Below are 17662 nucleotides of genomic sequence, written 5' to 3' on the forward strand. Positions count from 1 at the left end.
CCGCGTCCTCAGCGACGGGTGAAGGTGCCCAGGCCGTCGTGGTCGAAGGCCTCGACGGTCACCCGCGACGCCTTCGACCCGCCGGACCCCGGTGAACCCGGACCGACCTCGAAGGTCACCCCCGAGAGCCCGGTCGCGTTCTCGCCGACGGTCCGAAAAGCGAAGGTGTCGCCGTCGTAGTGGGTGAGCCGGAAGGTGGTGTGCTTCGGGCCCAGGCTCATGCTGAGCTCGCCGTGCGCGGCCGTGACGGTCAGCGGACCGTAGTAGGCGTTGTCGTAGGTGCCCGTGTACCTGTCGGCGGCGCGGGCCACGGCCCCGTTCCGCGGGGGTCTGGCGTAGTCGGTGGGGGAGCGGCCCTGCTGCTCCTGCTGCCGGTAGACCCGGTCGACCAGAGGCAGCCAGTCCGTCGTGGGCTTCCCGTGCTGGGCAATGTCGAAGAAGTTCAGCGCGACCGAGTCGGCGAGGCCCACCGGCGCCCCGTTGGTCAGGACGGTGATGCCGAGCTGCTCGCCGGGCAGCATCGTCACATTGGTGTTGGCGCCGAGTTCGAAGGCACCGGAGTGGCTGAGGCGCAGCCGGCCCTGGTCGTCGTAGCCGACGTTCCAGCCGAGGCCGTAGAAGCCCGCGCGGCCGGCCGGGGCCTGCGGGGGCTGAGCGACGATCTCGGGCAGGTGAGTGCGCTCCAGCGGGGCGGCGGGGATGATCTGTCTGCCGTCCAGCTTCCCGTTCGCGAGTTGCAGTCGCATCCAGGTGGCCATGTCACGGGCCGTGGAGCTCGCGCCGCCCGCGGGCGACTGGGCGTCGGCGTCCCGGACGTACTTCGGCTGCCAGGTGCCGTCCGTGTTCTTCACATGGGTGACGGCCTTGTCCCTGGCCCGGTCGTAGTCGGAGAAGCGGGAGCTGGTGTTCTTCATGCCTGCGGGGCCGTACAGCGTGTCCTGGGAGAGCTTGTCCCAGGACGTGTCCTTCGCGTTCGCGACCGCCTGGGCCGCGGCGGTGACCCCGTAGTTGGTGTAGGCGTAACTGGCGCGGAACGGGCCGAGCGGCTCGTACTTCAGGTGGTCCAGGATGTAGGTCCGGTCGTAGCCGAGGTCCTCGAGGAGGTCACCGGAGTGGTCGGGCAGTCCGCTGCGGTGGGAGAAGAGGTCGGCGTACGTGACGTGCGTCGTGACCCAGGGGTCCTTGAGGGCGAAGCCGGGCAGATGCGCCGCGACGGGGTCGTCCCAGGCGAGCGTCCTGCCGCCGACGACCCCCGCGACCACGGTCGAGGCCAGCGGCTTGGACAAGGACGCGAGCTGGAAGACGGTGTCCGGGTCGACGGCCCCGGACCGTCCGACCCGACGCTCGCCGAAGCCCTTGAGATGGACCACGCGGCCCTTGTGGACGACGGCCACGGCGACGCCGGGGACGCCGGTCCTCTTCATGGCGTCCCGCACGATGCCGTCGAGCTTGCCGACGGCATCGTCCACCTTGGCCTGGGTGAGCTGCGGGGGCGGCTGGGGAGGCGGGGCCGCCGCGACGGCGGAAGGGGTGTGGCCCGCGCCGAGCAGGGAGGCCGCGGCGGCTGCGATCAGCACCGCGCATCGGTGGTGTCCCGCCCGTCGCCGCACACCCATGGTCACCATTGAACGCGCGCTGTCAGGGTTTGTCCTGCGGAGACCCGCGGAGACCCGCGGAGGTCGGGCGGGAGCCGGGCCCGAGCTGGTCGGAGCCGGTGGGAGCCGGTGGGAGCCGACACGGCCGTTATGCGTCGGGCGCGCGCGTCCGCAGGCGTTCGTGGACGGTGTCGGCGGGGGAGTGCGCGGACCGGACCCGGGTCCCTCCGTCGACCAGCAGATCGGCGCCCGTGATCCACCCGGCCGCGTCCGAGGCCAGCCAGACCACCGCCCGCGCGATGTCCTCGGGCCGGCCGATCCGGCCCAGCGGGAGCCCCGCGCCGATCTCGTCCTCGGCGTTCTCCCAGACGAACCGGGCCATCTCGGTGCGGACGAGTCCCGGGGAGACGGAGTTCACCCGCACCTTCGGGGCGAGTTCGCCGGCGAGCTGCTGGGTGAGGTGGAGGAGGGCCGCCTTGCTGGTGCCGTACGCCCCCACGTTCGGCCCCACATGCCCGGCGCCCTCCGTGCACACGTTCACGACCGCGCCGCCGTGCTCGCTCATCCAGGCCCGCCAGGCACACTGCACCAACCGCAGCGGGGCCTCCACGTTGACGGTGAACGCCTCGCGCCAGCGGTCCGGATCGGCGTCCATGAGCGGGCCGTACGGCTGGTTGGTCGCGGCGTTGTTCACCACGACGTCGATGCGCCCGAACTCCCGCAGCGCCAGCTCGGTCAGCTTCCGCAGATGCGCCGGATCGGCCACCGAGCCCGCGAGTCCGACGCCGCCGAGCCGTTCGGCGGCCCGGCCCACCGCGTCCGGGTCCCGGGCCGTCACACACACCCGCGCCCCCGCTCGGGAGAGCTCCTCGGCGACGGCGAGACCGATCCCGCGCGAGGCCCCGGTGACGATGGCGCTCCTGCCCTCAAGCCCGTACGGCGTCGTCATCCGCGTACCGTCTCATGACGGACCGTCAGTCAACAGCCCCGAGCCGCGAGTGCTGCGCCGCCACCAGCTCCAGCACCGTGCGCCAGTCCTCCAGAACCCCGGCGTGGAGACCGGGGACCCTGCCCGACTCGTCCGCGTGGCGCAGGCTCAGCACGTCGTCGGCGTCCGCGTCGTCGGCCCATCCGCCGGCGTGCAGACCGACGAGCCGGGAGACCCGCTCGCCGAGCAGCGGCCGGACCAGGTCCGCCGCCAGGTCGGTGTGTCCGGCCGTGTCGCCGGGCCGCAGCAGTTGCCCTACGGCGTGGACCAGGCCCGCCACCTGTAGTTCCTTGTCCGCGGGACGACTTCGGCGCAGGAGCGCGGCGGTCTGTAGGGCGTGGTCGTGCAGATCCACTCGGCCGCCACAGCGGCCCGGGGTGTCCCGGGCGCCCCGGCAGGCGTGCAGCAGATCCATCAGCTCCTCGACGCTGCGCAGCTCCATGCGTCAGTCCTCCCGAGTCCTCCCGCGGGAAAAAGCCGTTTCCGGACGCCAGCAGATCATGGCTGCCTTGCGAATCGGCCAACGGGACCTGAACTGCGCGCCGTGTTCAGTGGTGGCCGTGGCCTTCGGCCCCCGGAGTCCCGTGGCCGTGGCCTTCGGCCCCCGGAGTCCCGTGCCCGTGGCCTTCGGCCCCCGGAGTCCCGTGCCCGTGGCCCCCCGGCGCGGGTGCGCCGTGGTGGTGGCCTTCCGCCCCGGCAGTCCCGTGCCCGTGGCCGTCCGGCTCCGGTGCCCCGCCCATCATCCGCAGCATCGCCGGGCCGCCCGTGCGCAGGAACCGCCACACCAGGGCCGCCGCCAGCAGCAGGAAGGCGATGTTGAGCCAGGTCGTGTAGTTCCAGGAGACGCCCTCCATGGGGATCGTCGCGTCGGCCTGGTCGGGGATGAGCCCGAGGCCGCCGAAGAGGAACTCCACGACGTATCCGGCGAGCACCATGGCGGCGTAGAAGGTGACCAGGAGGAAGCCGGTCATCCGGAGTCCGTAGTACTTCCGGTAGATGTTCAGGATCGGCAGGATCAGCAGGTCGGCGAAGATGAACGCGACCACACCGCCGAAGCTGATCCCGCCCTTCCACAGCACGACGGCCAGCGGCACGTTGCCGATGGAGCAGACGAACGAGGCGATCGCCACGAGCGGGCCGACCAGGGGGCCGATCAGCTTCGCGGCGAGCGGATGGCCGTCCAGGAAGAGGGACTGCCAGAACGCGTCGGGCACCCAGGCCGCGATCGCGCCCGCGATCAGCAGACCGATCACCAGGTCGCGCAGGATCGCCGCCCACTCCATGACGAACACGTGTGCGACAGAGGTGTAGCCCTCACGCGAGAGCAGCCGCCGCACGAACGAGCCCTCCGTCTGGATCGACATGTCCATCGCGGCATGCCCTTCCATCGACCCGGCGAGCCCGCGCTCCGCCTGCTCCCGGGCCTCGCGCAACAGCCGTTCGCGCAGAAAGATCCGGAAGAGCACGGCCAGTGCCACGATCATGATCGGGCCGCCGACGAACTCGGCGACCGTGAACTGCCAGCCCATCAACAGGGCGAGGATCACGCCGAGTTCGACGACCAGATTGGTGGAGGCGATCTCGAACGCCATCGCCGCGGTGAAGTTCGCGCCCTTGCGGAACAGCGAGCGCGCCAGCGCGACGGCCGCGTACGAACAGGACGAGGAAGCCGCGCCGAGCCCCGCGGCCAGCGTGAGGGTCCGCGGCCGGTCGTCACCGAGTATCCGCACGATCGTCGCGCGACGCACCACGGCCTGGACGACGGCGGAGAGGCCGAACCCCAGGATCAGCGCCCAGGTGATCTCCCAGGTCATCGACCCGGTGATGGACAGTGCGTGCAGGATCGCGTGCATCGGCCTCACTCTTTCCCGTCCGGCTTCCCCGATTCACACGGGACTATACCCCCTAGGGGTATCAGATGCCGTGTGGCGGCCGGGCGGGTCACGCCGGTTCAAGGTTCCGCAAAGACTTCGGAGGGTCGTCCCAACGGGAGGTCAAGGCTCCGCGGGTCGGCCCATCACCCCTGTTCGGGCCTCGGGTTGAGCCTTCCCGCCCTGGTCACGGGAGGTGTGCCGCTACGCCGAACGGGTGGTGCGCGAGGGGGGATACATCATCAAATAAGCCCAGATCGAGGGCCGATGGACACTGATCGACCCAAGACAGTTACCTCGTGTTTTCAGCCCCATCGAGCGGGCACCCGCTCATTTGGTTACCCTGTACCGGACGGACAGCCTGCAGGGGTTCCACCCACACCCACGGTCCGTCCCGGGACAGCCGGTCACCACGGACTGCTCTCACACGAGTTACCGGCGCCACCGCGTCCTTAACTGCCTTCGACTCAGACCCGAGGGGATGTCAGGCGACCGGAAGCAGTCTGGCCCTGTACGTCCCGAGGGTGACCCGACACATAAGGAGTGCGCGGTGACACCGGAGAAGACGAATCGCGATCAGCGCCCCAAGGAACGCACGGAGCGCGGAGGCCGGCCCGAGAAGAAGCTCGGCAGCCTCGACGTGTGGGCCAGGTCCGCCCCGATCCGCCTGGCGGGGTACGAGGACGACCTCGCCGAGCCCCACATCCTGCCCAGCGTGGACTGACCGCTCGCGGCGGGAGTCATCGCGAACGCTGACGGCATGGGCGTGCCAGACTCACGTCCATGCTGATCAGAGAAGCCGCGGCCGACGACTGGCCGCGGATCTGGCCTTTCTGGCACCGGATCGTCGCCGCGGGTGAGACCTACACCTGGGACCCGGGCACCTCGGAGGAGGCGGCCCGGGCCCTGTGGATGGCACCGGGCAAGCGTGTGTACGTCGCCGAGGACACCACCGGAGCGGTCGTCGGCTCGGCCTACGTCACCCCCAACTACGGCGGCCCCGCCGCCCGCGTCGCCAACGCCGGATTCATGGTCGACCCCGACCGCGCCGGGCTCGGCATCGGGCGCGCGCTCGCCGAGCACATCCTCGCCGCGGCGAAGGCCGACGGCTATCGGGGCATGGTCTTCAACGCCGTCGTGGAGACCAATCCGGCCGTGAAGCTGTGGACCGCGCTCGGCTTCACGGTCCTCGGCACCGTGCCGGACGCCTACGAGCACCCCCGGCACGGGTGGGTGGGGCTGCACATCATGTACAAGGCGCTGTGAAGCCCCGTGCTCCTAGGGACCGCGCCGCTCAGTCCAGTGGCGCCGTCCGTCGCCACGGCCGCAGTTCCTCCAACTGGCCTGCCAGCTCCAGGAGTTCGAGTTCGGATCCAGGGCGTCCGACCAGTTGTACGGCCGCCGGGGCCCCGCTCGGCAGGGTCCCGAACGGCACCGCCATCGCGGGCCACCCCGTGAGGTTCCACGGCGGTGTCAGGGGCGAGTAGTTGGTGTTGACCAGCACATTGCGCAGCCAGCCCCGCTTGTGCCACGGTGCGGCGGCCGGCCCCCGCCGAGCCAGTGCCGGGGTGAGCAGCACGTCGTGCTCCGTGAAGAACGGCTCCAGGCGCCCGCGCAGTTGCTCGCGACGCTCACCCGTGCGTACCCCGGCCACGAAGCGGCGCCCCACGGTGGCGTGCACCCGAGTCCGCCGGGCCAGCCGGCGCGGGTCGAGGTCCTCGGCGTCGACCGCCGTGCCCGCCGTCCAGTGCATCAGCGCGGCGGTGCCCAGCCAGTAGGGGTACGGCGGGTCGGCGGGCCGCACCTCGTGGCCCGCCCCGGCCAGCAACTCCGCGGCCTCCCGGGCCGCGTTCGCGTAAGGGCGGCCGACACCCACGCCGACCAGCGGACTGCGCACGGAGACGGCCACCTTGCGGACGAGGTTCCCCGAGGGGCGTATCGCCTCGGTGTCCGACAGGACCGCGAACATCAAACGGGCGTCCTCGACCGTGGTGGCGAGCGGCCCGTTCTCCGACATGCCGAACCAGTCGCCGTGACCGATGCCCGCCGGGATCGTGCCATGCCCCGGCTTGAGGCCGAGGATGCCGCAGTTCGCGGCCGGGATGCGCAGCGAACCCATCCCGTCGTTGCCCAGCGCGATCGGGACCATCCCGGCGGCGACCGCGGCCGCGCTGCCGCCCGAGGAGCCGCCCGCCGTGCGCGAGGTGTCCCAGGGGTTGCGGGCCGTGCCGTGCACACCCTCGGAGGTGCCGAAGACGCAGAGCTCGGGCACGTTGGTGAGGCCCACGACCACGGCGCCCGCCGCGCGCAGTCGCGCCACCGTCGGATGGTCGTGATCGGCGGGGGTGTCCGCGGTCGCGGCGGAGCCGATGCGGTTCGCCTCGCCGCGCACCGCGAGGTTGTCCTTGACGGCCACGGGCACCCCCGCGAGGGGGAGTTCGGCCAGGTCCGCGCGGTCGGCCAGCTCGTCGGCCTCCGCGAGGGCCGCCTCGGACCGTACGACACGGAAGGCACCCACGCGCGCGTCGAGCCGGTCGATCCGCGCGAGGTGGTCGGCCACCACCTCGTGGGGCGTGGCCCGCTTCTCGCGTACGGCTGCGGCGATCTCGGTAGCGGTCCGGCCGACCCAGCTGGTCACGGGTGCTCCTCGGGGACAGGGGATTACTGGCGAGTACGAGGAGCACTGTGCCCGGCGGCGGGGTGCCGCGTCGAGAGCCGTCGCCCTTGGACATTCGGATCGGTCTTCTTGGACTTTCGCGCTCACGCTTGTCCGGTATCTCCGCAGAGTCGCAGATCATCCGATCACTTGCTCAACTTTCGCACCTACCCGCCCCATTGACAGGATCTGGTGGCGCCTCAATCATCAAACATCCGATGAATTGGAGCCGCTATGAGCACGTATCCAAGACGTCAGGTTCTGGGCGCCGCGGCCGGAGTGGCCGTCGCGGCCACTCTGCCCCTCGCGGCCACGGCCGAAGCGCGACCGGCGGTCGAGCAGCACGGCCAGTGGGTTCCCGTCCCCGACCAGATCCCCGTGCCGCTCGACGCGTACAGCGACAACGACGGCATCGACACGGCGACCGCCCCCGGCGGCAGCTTCGACGGCTCGGGGTACACGTTCCCCGGCGAGGAGCTCCCGGCGGGCCCCGTCGAGGTGGACGGCATCGCGTTCGTCTTCCCCTCCGCCGCCGCGGGCGCCCGGAACAACGTGGTGGCCCTCGGCCAGCGCATCGACCTGCCGAGCGGACGCTATCTCTCCGCCCACTTCCTCACCGCGGGCAGCTACGGCGACGCCTCGGGCCGCGCCACCGTGCACTACGCCGACGGCTCGACGACCACCGCCGGGCTCGGCGGCGCGGACTGGTACGCGACCGGCGGGTCGCTGTCGGCCCCGTACCGCTACCGGCCGGACGGCACGAAGGACGAGCACGGCGTGGGGATCGGCACGGCCGAGGTCTGGATCGACCCCCAGCGCGAGGCGGTCGCCCTCACCCTGCCGACCACCCACCCCGCCGAGGCCGGCAAGGCCTCCCTCCACCTCTTCGCGCTCTCCCTCCAACCGGCCGCACGGGGCCGGGCGTTGGCTCTGCGGGACGCGCACTCCACCTTCTCCCTGCTCGAGTCGAGCGGCGCGCAGAGCGTGGAGGCCACGGTCGTCAACGCGGGCACGGTCGCCGTCCTCGCCGGCGACCGGGTGTCGGTCGGCGTCGACGTGCCGGGCGCCCGCACCGTCGAGCCCGCGCACGTCGTCCGCCTCGACCCCGGCGAGCAGGCGCGCGTCCGGGTCGGCATCCGCAACCGCGTGGGCACGGCACCGGGCACCGCGCGGCCCGGAAAGGTGACCGTCACCGGACGCGGGCAGCAAGTAACCTCCGCCGGGCGCGAGCTGACCCTCGGCGTGCCCGACTACCGGCCCACCGAGAGCTCTCTCGCCGGGCACCAGGCCCCGTACTGGTTCCACCGCGCCAAGTTCGGCATCTTCATCCACTGGGGCGTCTACTCGGTACCCGCCTGGTCTCCGGTCGGCAAGCAGTACGCCGAGTGGTACTGGAATCACCTGCAGAGCCCGGACAACGCGGTGTACGCCTACCACCGGGACACATACGGCGAGAACTTCGCCTACGACGACTTCATCCCGATGTTCACGGCGGAGAGGTTCGACCCCCGGGCCTGGGTGGAGCTCTTCCGTGACGCGGGAGCCCAGTACCACGTGCTCACCTCCAAGCACCACGAGGGCTTCGCCCTGTGGGACACCAAGGTCTCCGACCGCAACGCCGTGAAGATGGGCCCGAAGCGGGATCTGATCCGTGAACTCTTCGACGCCTCGAAGAAGTTCACGCCCGAGTTGCACCGCGGCCTGTACTTCTCCATGCCCGAGTGGTTCAACCCCGACAACCCGTGGATGGGCCACGCCCCGCGCAACCCGTACACCCTGGAGCCGCTCCCGTACACCGGATACACCGCGGGCAAGGACTTCGTGAAGGACTATCAGGCCCCGCAGATGCTGGAACTGATCCACGGCTACGACCCGTCGCTCATCTGGTGCGACATCGGCGGCGCGAACGACAGCCTCCATGTCCTCGCCGAGTACTTCAACCACGGCAAGAACAGACCCAAGCCGTACGAGGTGACCGTCAACAACCGCTCGGGCATCGGTTTCCACGACTTCACCACCCCCGAGTACACGACGTACGAGAACACGGTCGTCGCGAAGTGGGAGTCGAGCCGGGGACTCGACCCCTTCAGCTACGGCTACAACAAGGCGACGCCCGACGCCGCCTACATGACCGCCGAGGAGGTCGTCCACAGCCTGGTCGACATCGTGTCGAAGAACGGCAACTTCCTGCTGGACATCGGCCCCCGCGCGGACGGCACCATCCCGGAGATCATGCAGACCCGGCTGCGCGAGACCGGCCGTTGGCTCAGGACCAACGGCGAGGCGATCTACGACACCACGTACTGGTCACGGATGGCGCAGCTCGGCGAGGACCTGCGGTTCACGGTCCGCCAGAACGAGGCGTTCTACATCCACTCGCTGACCGAGCCCGGCGCCACACTGACCGTCGAGGCACCGGTACCGATCCGCGGTGGGGACAAGGTGACGATGCTCGGTCATGACCGGCCGCTGACCTGGACGGTGAGCGGCGGGTCGCTGGTCGTCGACGTGCCGGAAGCGGCCCGCAAGGCGGGGCAGTACGTGTGGGTGTTCAAGGTGGAATGGGATGGCTGACCGACGCGCCGCACGGTCCGTACGGAGCCGGTGGACGCGGAGGGTCGTCGGATGCGTGGTGGCGCTGCTGCTGACGCTCGCGACGCCGGCCCCCGCGCTGGCGCGAACGGTGCAGGCGGGGACGGCCGCGGTGCCTCCCGTCACGGTTCCCGCCCTCCCCAACTGGACCCCGGAACATGGCAGTTACTCCATCCGCCCCGGATCGCGCATCGTCGCGCGCGACCCCGCGGCACGCCGGGTCGCGGACACTCTCGCCGACGATCTGCGCGTGGCCGGCCACGGCACCGTTCCCGTCGTAGGGCAGGGCGCGCACACGGGTGACATCGTGATCGGCGTCGACCCCTCCGCGTCGCGGCTCGGCGCGGAGGGCTACGAACTGCGCGCGGGCAACAGCCTGTTGGTGACCGCGGCCGCCGAGACCGGTGCTTTCTACGGCACCCGCACTCTTCTCCAACTCCTCGCCCAGAGCGACCGCGTGCCCGCCGGGAGCACGGTCGACGTGCCGCAGTACAAGGAACGCGGTGTCGGCGTCTGCGCCTGCTACGTCCACATCTCCACGGCCTGGCTGGAGAACCTGGTACGCGACATGGCGTATCACAAGCTCAACCAGCTGCTGCTCGAACTGAAGGTGAAGAGCGACGCCCACCCCGAGGCCAACGCCTGGGGCTACTACACCAAGGACGAGATACGCCGGCTCGTGGCCCTCGGCGAGAAGTACCACGTCGAGATCGTCCCGGAGATCAACTCGCCCGGGCACATGGACCCCTGGATCCAGAACCGCCCGGACCTCCAGCTCACCGACGCCGACGGTGTGAAGCAGCCCGCCCGGCTCGACATCACACAGGACGCGGCCTTCACGTACTACACGGGCCTGATCGACGAGTACGCGCAGGTGTTCACGTCCGGGTCCTGGCACATGGGCGCCGACGAGTACATGCTCGGCTCCGACTTCGCCAAGTACCCGCAGATCCTCGCCTACGCACGGGCCAGGTACGGCGCGAACGCCACCCCGCAGGACGCGTTCATCGACTTCGTCAACCGTGTCCAGGCCTACGCGGCGGCCAAGGGCAAGAAGCTGCGCATCTGGAACGACGGTCTCACCGGCGCCAACACGGTGCCCGTCACGGCCGGTACGACGGTCGAGCACTGGCTGAACGTGACGACCAAGCCCAGCCGACTCATCGCGCAGGGCTATCCGTTGATGAACGCCGCCTACTCCCTCTACCTCGTCCGCGGCGGCTTCCACACCGACACGAAGGCGCTGTACGACCAGAGCTGGGACCCGCGCAGTTTCGAGGGCGAGAAGCTCGCCTCACGCGCGGGCGTCACCGGGGCGAAGATCAGCCTCTGGCCGGACAACGGGCGCGGGGAGACGGAGAACGAGGTCGCGACCGCCATGGACCCGGCCCTGCGGCACATCGCCCAGGTCACCTGGGGCTCGGCGCACCCCGACCCGACGTACGCCGAGTTCACCGCGCGCGGTGCGGCCGTGGGGCACGCGCCCGGGTGGCGGGACCTGACCCGCGTGCCGGTGCCCGAGGGGACGTACACCTTCCGCGGTGGGGCCGCGACCGCCGCTCTCCAGGTCCGGCGGACGGCGGACGGCTATGTGATCCTGCGGTCCACGACGAGCGGCGGCTGTCTGGAGGTGAGCGGCGGAAAGCTCACGCTGAACGTGCCCCTGGACCCCGGTGTCGAGGTGACCGAAGCACCGTGCGTCGCCGCGGACACCTTGCAGCGCTGGGAGCTGGAGCCGGTGCGCGGCGGCGGACACCGGCTCGTCAACGCGATCACACGGATGGCGGTGCACGTGACGGACGAAGGGCGGCTCCTCCAGTACCCATCGGACCAAGTAACGCCGTCCGTCTGGCGGTTGACCGTCCATTGATGTGAGGAGACCCCGCCCCATGGCCCTCTCCAGACGCCTCTTCGTCCTGGCATCCACCGCCCTCGTCGCGTCCACCGGCACATACGTCGCCCTCGCGGCCCCCGGCGAAGCTCCCTCCCGCATCCCCGTCAGCCCCTCCGACACCGAGGAGGACCTGGTCCGCAAGGCCTCCCAGGTCCGGCCCACCGCACGGCAGATCGCCTGGCAGAACCTCGGACGCACCGCCTTCCTGCACTTCGGTGTGAACACCTTCACCGGCCTGGAGTGGGGGACGGGTGACGAGGACCCGGACGTCTTCCAGCCCGTCGGTCTCGACACCGACCAGTGGGCCCGCGCCCTGCGCGACGGCGGCTTCGAGCTCGCCATCCTCACCGTCAAGCACCACGACGGGTTCGTCCTCCACCCGTCGCGCTACACCGACCACTCGGTGGCGTCGAGCAGTTGGCGCGGCGGGCGGGGCGACGTGCTGCGCTCCTTCGCCGACTCGATGCGCCGCCACGGGATCAAGGTCGGCGTCTACATCTCACCGGCTGACGAGAACCAGTACCTGCACGGCGTCTACGCCAACGGCAGCGCGCGCACGGAGCGCACCATCCCGACGCTCGTCGACGGCGACGACCGTACCGACCCGAGGACGTTCACGCTGGACGCCACCGACTACGGCGCCCATATGCTCAACCAGCTCTACGAAGTGCTCACCGAGTACGGACCCGTCGACGAGGTGTGGTTCGACGGAGCACAGGGCCGCATTCCGCCCGACAAGGTGGAGAAGTACGACTGGGACAGCTGGTACGCGCTGGTCCGGGCCCTCGCCCCCGACGCCTCGATCGCCGTGTCCGGGCCCGATGTGCGCTGGGTCGGCAACGAGGGCGGGCTCGCCCGCGAGGACGAGTGGAGCGTCGTACCGGTCACGCGGAAGGACAACGGCCGCACGGACTACGCGCTCGCCTACGACGCACCCGACGAGGGCAGCCGGGCCGCACTCGTGGCGGCCCGACCGGTGGCCGACTACCTGCAGTGGTGGCCGGCCGAGTGCGATGTGTCCCTCCGCGACGGCTGGTTCTACCACGCCGACCAGCGGCCCAAGAGCGTGGACGAGTTGACCGACATCTACTTCCGCTCGGTCGGCCGCAACTCGGTGCTGCTGCTCAACATCCCGCCCGACACGCAGGGCTTGCTGCCGGCCGCCGACGTGGTGCGGCTGCGCGAGTTCCGCGAACGCGTGGACCGGGAGCTGCCGGAGGACCTGGCGCGTGGCACCGTGGTCCGCTCCTCCCCGGGGGTCTTCACCGTCGATCTCGGTACGGAACGCGAGGTGGACCGGATCCGGCTCGCCGAGGACATCCGGCACGGCCAGCAGGTGGAGAGCTTCGTGGTCGAGGCGTACGGAGCGGGCGCCTGGAGCCGGGTGGCCGGGGCCGGCACGATCGGAGCGAGCCGGATCCTGCTGCTCTCCGCGCCGGTACGGGCCCGGCGCTGGCGCCTTCGGGTGACGCGGTCGCGGCGGACCGCGCGGATCGCGGAGTTCGCCCTGCATCGCTCACGGATCTGACGCATACCGAGGGGTGGACGCCCCGCACGGCGTCCACCCCTCAGCGTCTGCGGCTCCGGGTCCTTTCCTCGGCGTCTTCGGCCGCGCGTCCGCCCCGCCCCTCACCCTCTCAAGCCTCGCGGGGCCCCGTACTCTCCCGTTCGATCAGCCGCGGCACCGGTACCTGCACCGTCCGGGCCGGACCGCCGTCCAGTAGTGCGGTGAGTTCCTGGGCGGCCGTGCGGCCGAACTGGACGGTGTCGCGGGAGAGGGCGGACAGCCAGGGTTTGACCATGCGGCACAGGGGCGAGTCCTCCCAGGCGACGACCGAGACGTCGCCCGGTACCAGGAAGCCCAGTTCCGTGGCGGCGGCGACGCCGGCGACGGCCATCACGTCGTTGTCGTAGACCAGCGCGGTCGGCGGGGTGCCGCTCTCCAGGACGCGGCGGGTGACGGCGGCGCCCTCCGCGTCCGAGTAGTCCGTGGGGACCGAGCGCACCTCCGTCAGCCCCCGCCGCTCGGCCTCCGCGCGCAGGGTGCGGATCCGGCGCTCGGTGTGGGCGAGCCCCGGCAGGCCCGCGATGTGCACGATCCGGCGGTGGCCGAGCGCGTACAGCTCGTCCACCACCGCGGCCATCGCGCCCGCGTCGTCCGCCCAGACGGTGGAGATCCCCGGGTGCCCCGCGTCCGGTACGCCGCCGATCACCACGGCGGGCAGACCCAGCTCCTCCAGGAGGTCCGGACGCGGATCGTCGGTCCGCGGGTCGACGACCATGACGCCGTCCACGCGGTGCTCGGCCCACCAGCGTCGATAGACCGCGCACTCGTCGGCCACGTCCTCCACCACCTGGAAGAGCAGGCCGAGATGACGCTCGGCCAGCACCTCCTGGATGCCGGAGATCAGCTGCAGGAAGAACGAGTCCACGCCCAGGGTGTCGGCGGGACGGGCCACCACGAGACCCACCGTCGCCGCGCCCTCGCCGGACAGCTGGCGCGCCGCCGTACTCGGCCGCCAGCCCAGCTGTTCGGCCACGCGACGGACCCGGTCGCGGGTGATCTCGGAGACTCCGGGCCGGTCGTTGAGCGCGAAGGAGACCGCGCTCTCGGAGACCCCGGCGCGCTGTGCGATGTCCTTCATCGTCGGTCGGCGCGCGGGTGACCGCTTGGCTGGCAACCCTGTTCCCCGTTCTGCTGAGCTGGTGTACTAATGCGCTTGAGCTGAGGCAATCTAAAGCGCATTAGTGATCGATTGCAAGGGGCTGGGGGAACGTCTGTGACCAGCCATGTTGTGGCACTAATGAATTTAGCTGAGCCAAATCCATTGACTTGCCCGGCGAGTTGGCTGCAAGGTCTGCCCCGGCACCGTTACCCCTGTTGCAAGAGGAGCCCCATCCGTGCGCATCTCCCGCAGAGCTCTCGCCGCCGCTGCCACCGTCGCCGTTCTCCTGCCGCTGAGCGCCTGCGGCTCCGGGAGTGACGGCAGTGGTTCGACGGACGCCTCCGGCAAGGTCGAGGGCGACATCACCTTCCAGACCTGGAACCTGAGGGCCAACTTCAAGCCGTACTTCGAGGGCGTGATCGCCGACTTCGAGAAGAAGTACCCCGGCACCCATGTGAAGTGGGTCGACCAGCCCGCCGAGGGCTACGCCGACAAGATCAGCGCGGACGCGGCCGGCGGCACCCTGCCCGACGTCGTCAACGTCTCGCCGGACCTCGTCGCCCCGCTCGCCAAGGCGGGCCTCGCCCTCGACCTCGACAAGTCCGCCGCGCAGTACAAGAAGGAGTACCTGGACGGCGCCTGGGCCAGCCACCAGATACCGGGCATGACCGGCACGTACGCCTTCCCCTGGTACCTCAACACCGGCCCGCTCTTCTACAACAAGTCCCTGTTCGAGGAGGCCGGCCTCGACGCCTCCAAGCCGCCGACGACGTACGACGAACTCTTCGCCGACGCCCTGCAGCTGGCGAAGAAGAGCGACGGCAAGGTCGCCACACTCGCCAACGTGCCCACCATCGAGGACTTCGGCCGCTACGGCGTCGAGCTGATGAACAAGGAAGGCACCGCCTTCGCCTTCAACGACGCCAAGGGAGTCGAACTCCTCACCAAGTACAAGGAGTTGTACGACGCGAAGGCGCTCGACCCGCAGGCGCTGACCGCGACCCCGGAGTCCTCGGGCAAGAAGTTCCTCACCGAGGCCGTCGCCATGAACCCCGGCAGCGCCCTGGACCTCGGCAACTTCAAGAAGCAGGCCCCGAACCTCTACAAGAACATCGGCATCACGGACCAGATCACCAGCACCAGCAAGGTGAACATGTACGTGATGGGCGTGATGGTCAACTCGCGCACCAAGCACACTCCCGCCTCGGTCGCCTTCGCGCACTTCGTCACCGACGCGCAGAACCAGATGTCCTTCGCCAAGAAGGTCGCGATCTTCCCGAGCACCGCGGGCTCGCTCGACGACCCGTACTTCACCAAGGAGGACGGCACCGACGAGACCCGCGTGCGGATCGCCGCCGCCAAGTCCCTGAAGAACGCGGTCAACTACACGCCGGTCCTCTTCAGCGAGCAGATGAAGACCGCGCTGCGCAACGAGGTCGCGAAGGCCCTGCAGGGCAAGGAGAGCCCCAAGACGGCTCTTGACAACGCTGTCAAGGCCTGTGACACGCTGCTCAAGCAGCAGGGCTGAGCGGGGCCATGGCGAGTTCGTCCAGCACCGCCCGGGTACGGCGCCAACTGCCGACCAGCCCCTGGCTGTTCGCCGCTCCCGGCCTCCTGGTCGTGGGCGTGTTCATCCTCTATCCCTTCGTCTCGACCGTGGTCAACGCCTTCACCGACCGCCGCACCCTGATCCCGGGCACGTTCGTGGGCCTCGCCAACTTCCGCGAGCTGCTGCACGACGACATGTTCTGGATCGGGCTGCGCAACAGCACGCTGTACGTCCTCGGGGTCGTCCCCGCGCTCGTCCTGCTGCCGTTGCTGCTCGCGCTGCTGGTCCAGAAGAACATCCCCGGCATCACCTTCTTCCGGTCGGCCTTCTACACTCCGGTGGTCGCGTCCATCGTCGTGGTCGGCCTGATCTGGGTGTGGCTCCTGGATGAACGCGGCCTGGTGAACTCGCTGTTGGAGTCGATCGGCGTCGGCAGGGTCGGCTTCCTCAGCGACCAGTGGCTGCTCCTGCTGAGCGCCATGGCCGTCACGGTCTGGAAGGGCCTCGGCTACTACATGATCATCTATCTGGCCGCGCTCGCGAATGTGCCACGCGAGCTGCACGAGGCCGCTTCGGTCGACGGCGCGGGCGCGGTCCGGCGCTTCCTCACGGTCACCGTGCCCGCCGTCCGCTCCACCATGGTGCTGGTCGCCGCGCTCTCCTCGGTCGCCGCCTTCAAGGTGTTCTCCGAGGTGTACCTGATGGCGGGCCCCGACGGCGGCCCGGCGGGCGAGGACACCACCCTCGTCATGCTCGTCCAGCGCACCGGCACCGGACTGACCGGCCGGGTCGGCTACGCCTCCGCCATCTCGGTCGTCGTCTTCGTCGTCACCGTCGGGCTGATGCTCCTCGTGCTGCGCGCCGACCGCAAGGAGGACGCGTGAGCGCGCCGGACGGAGGACGTGTGAGCGTGCGGGAAGGAGGACGCGTGAGCGTGCTGGCGAACGAGCGCGACGTCGAGCGGCGTCCGCCGGCCGGGCGCGGGCCCCGTCGCCGCCGTGTCACCGACGAGCACGGCCGCCGTGTCCGCGGCTGGGAACTGGCCCTGCGCTACCTACTGCTGCTCGCCGTCCTCGCCCTGACCGTCGGCCCGTTCCTGTGGCAGCTGTCCACCTCGCTCAAGGGTCCGACCGAGGACATCTTCAGCTCACCGCCGAAGTTCCTGCCGGGCGATCCCACGCTGCACAACTACAAGCGGGTGGCCGACACCATCCCCGTCTGGGACTACGCCTTCAACTCCCTGAAGGTCGCCGGCGCCAACGTCGTCACCAACTGCGTCGGCTCGGCCCTCGCGGGCTACGCCCTGGCCCGTCTGCGCTACCGGGGCAGGCGCGTGGCGACCCTCGTGTTCATCCTCGCGATGCTGGTCCCCGTCGAGGGCATCATCATCGCCCAGTTCACCACCATGCGTGAGCTCGGCCTGAACAACACGCTCATCGGGGTCGTCCTGCCCGGTTGCGTCGGCGCGATGAACGTCCTGCTGATGCGCAACGCCTTCCTGAACCTGCCGTACGAGATCGAGGACGCGGCCTTCGTGGACGGCGCGAACACCTGGCAGCGGTTCCTGCGGATCGCGCTGCCCTCGGTGAAGGGCACGCTCGCCGTCGTCGCGATCTTCGCCTTCATGGGCGCCTGGGACGACTTCCTGTGGCCGCTCATCGTGCTCAGCGACCCCTCGAAGTTCACCCTCACCATCGGCCTCAACTATCTGCACGGCACCTTCGCCAACGACGAACGGCTCGTCGCCGCGGGCACGGTCATCGCCGTGGCGCCGCTCATCGCCCTCTTCGCCTGCCTGCAGCGGTACTTCTTCCGCGGGGTGGGGGAGGGCGCCGTCAAGGGCTGACCTCC

At 70.3% G+C, this 17662-nt stretch carries 14 protein-coding genes; 8 read left to right on the plus strand and 6 right to left on the minus strand.

Translation table 11 applies throughout. The features are described from left to right. Positions 1–8 precede the first annotated feature (8 nt). The 4 genes from AAFF41_RS41745 to AAFF41_RS41760 all read right to left on the minus strand — a co-directional run bounded on the left by AAFF41_RS41745 (position 9) and on the right by AAFF41_RS41760 (position 4436). On the minus strand, positions 9–1625 hold the full coding sequence (locus tag AAFF41_RS41745) for a serine hydrolase (protein ID WP_343325684.1): 1617 nt from the start codon (positions 1623–1625) through the stop codon (positions 9–11). Between the two features lie 118 nt (positions 1626–1743). Further along, a complete protein-coding gene (locus AAFF41_RS41750; RefSeq protein ID WP_343325685.1) occupies positions 1744–2544 on the minus strand; it encodes an SDR family oxidoreductase in 801 nt (266 codons plus the stop codon). Positions 2545–2569: 25 nt separating this feature from the next. Beyond that, positions 2570–3025, minus strand: a complete 456-nt coding sequence (locus tag AAFF41_RS41755) for a hypothetical protein (RefSeq protein ID WP_319749177.1) — start codon at positions 3023–3025, stop codon at positions 2570–2572. 106 nt (positions 3026–3131) lie between these two features. Next, on the minus strand, positions 3132–4436 hold the full coding sequence (locus AAFF41_RS41760) for a permease (protein ID WP_343325686.1): 1305 nt from the start codon (positions 4434–4436) through the stop codon (positions 3132–3134). A gap of 568 nt (positions 4437–5004) precedes the next feature. Between AAFF41_RS41760 and AAFF41_RS41765 the strand changes: the two genes are divergently transcribed. Together AAFF41_RS41765 and AAFF41_RS41770 are read left to right on the plus strand one after the other, a co-directional pair. Then, positions 5005–5178 (plus strand): hypothetical protein, encoded by a 174-nt coding sequence (locus tag AAFF41_RS41765; protein ID WP_165853954.1) that lies wholly within the window; start codon positions 5005–5007, stop codon positions 5176–5178. Between the two features lie 59 nt (positions 5179–5237). Next, positions 5238–5720, plus strand: coding sequence for a GNAT family N-acetyltransferase (locus AAFF41_RS41770; RefSeq protein ID WP_319749175.1), 483 nt, complete (start codon positions 5238–5240; stop codon positions 5718–5720). Positions 5721–5748: 28 nt separating this feature from the next. On the opposite strand, the gene AAFF41_RS41775 is transcribed toward AAFF41_RS41770, so the two are convergent. Continuing rightward, the gene (locus AAFF41_RS41775; protein ID WP_343325687.1) at positions 5749–7092 is read right to left on the minus strand and encodes an amidase; all 1344 of its coding nucleotides are present in this window, start codon (positions 7090–7092) and stop codon (positions 5749–5751) included. Positions 7093–7344: 252 nt separating this feature from the next. Between AAFF41_RS41775 and AAFF41_RS41780 the strand changes: the two genes are divergently transcribed. The 3 genes from AAFF41_RS41780 to AAFF41_RS41790 are packed head-to-tail and all read left to right on the plus strand — an operon-like array spanning position 7345 to position 13124. Further along, complete coding sequence (locus AAFF41_RS41780; RefSeq protein WP_319749173.1) at positions 7345–9684, plus strand: alpha-L-fucosidase; 2340 nt, start codon at positions 7345–7347, stop codon at positions 9682–9684. Beyond that, complete coding sequence (locus AAFF41_RS41785; protein ID WP_319749172.1) at positions 9677–11572, plus strand: family 20 glycosylhydrolase; 1896 nt, start codon at positions 9677–9679, stop codon at positions 11570–11572. The genes AAFF41_RS41780 and AAFF41_RS41785 overlap by 8 nt, the downstream gene beginning before the upstream one ends. A gap of 19 nt (positions 11573–11591) precedes the next feature. Continuing rightward, positions 11592–13124: an alpha-L-fucosidase gene (locus AAFF41_RS41790; protein ID WP_343325688.1), complete on the plus strand. Its 1533-nt coding sequence runs from the start codon at positions 11592–11594 to the stop codon at positions 13122–13124. A 109-nt stretch (positions 13125–13233) separates the two neighbouring features. On the opposite strand, the gene AAFF41_RS41795 is transcribed toward AAFF41_RS41790, so the two are convergent. Continuing rightward, entirely contained in the window at positions 13234–14277 is a 1044-nt protein-coding gene (locus tag AAFF41_RS41795) for a LacI family DNA-binding transcriptional regulator (RefSeq protein WP_319749170.1), read from the minus strand. A 220-nt stretch (positions 14278–14497) separates the two neighbouring features. Here AAFF41_RS41795 and AAFF41_RS41800 point away from each other — a divergent pair, with 220 nt between their 5' ends. From AAFF41_RS41800 to AAFF41_RS41810, 3 genes are read left to right on the plus strand one after another with little or no spacing between them, the layout of a single operon-like run. Further along, positions 14498–15790: an ABC transporter substrate-binding protein gene (locus AAFF41_RS41800; RefSeq protein WP_343325689.1), complete on the plus strand. Its 1293-nt coding sequence runs from the start codon at positions 14498–14500 to the stop codon at positions 15788–15790. 8 nt (positions 15791–15798) lie between these two features. Further along, a complete protein-coding gene (locus tag AAFF41_RS41805) occupies positions 15799–16695 on the plus strand; it encodes a carbohydrate ABC transporter permease (protein WP_319749168.1) in 897 nt (298 codons plus the stop codon). Between the two features lie 44 nt (positions 16696–16739). Next, positions 16740–17657: a carbohydrate ABC transporter permease gene (locus AAFF41_RS41810; RefSeq protein WP_425526206.1), complete on the plus strand. Its 918-nt coding sequence runs from the start codon at positions 16740–16742 to the stop codon at positions 17655–17657. Positions 17658–17662: the final 5 nt, after the last annotated feature.

Source organism: Streptomyces mirabilis (assembly GCF_039503195.1).
GTDB lineage: Bacteria > Actinomycetota > Actinomycetes > Streptomycetales > Streptomycetaceae > Streptomyces > Streptomyces mirabilis_D.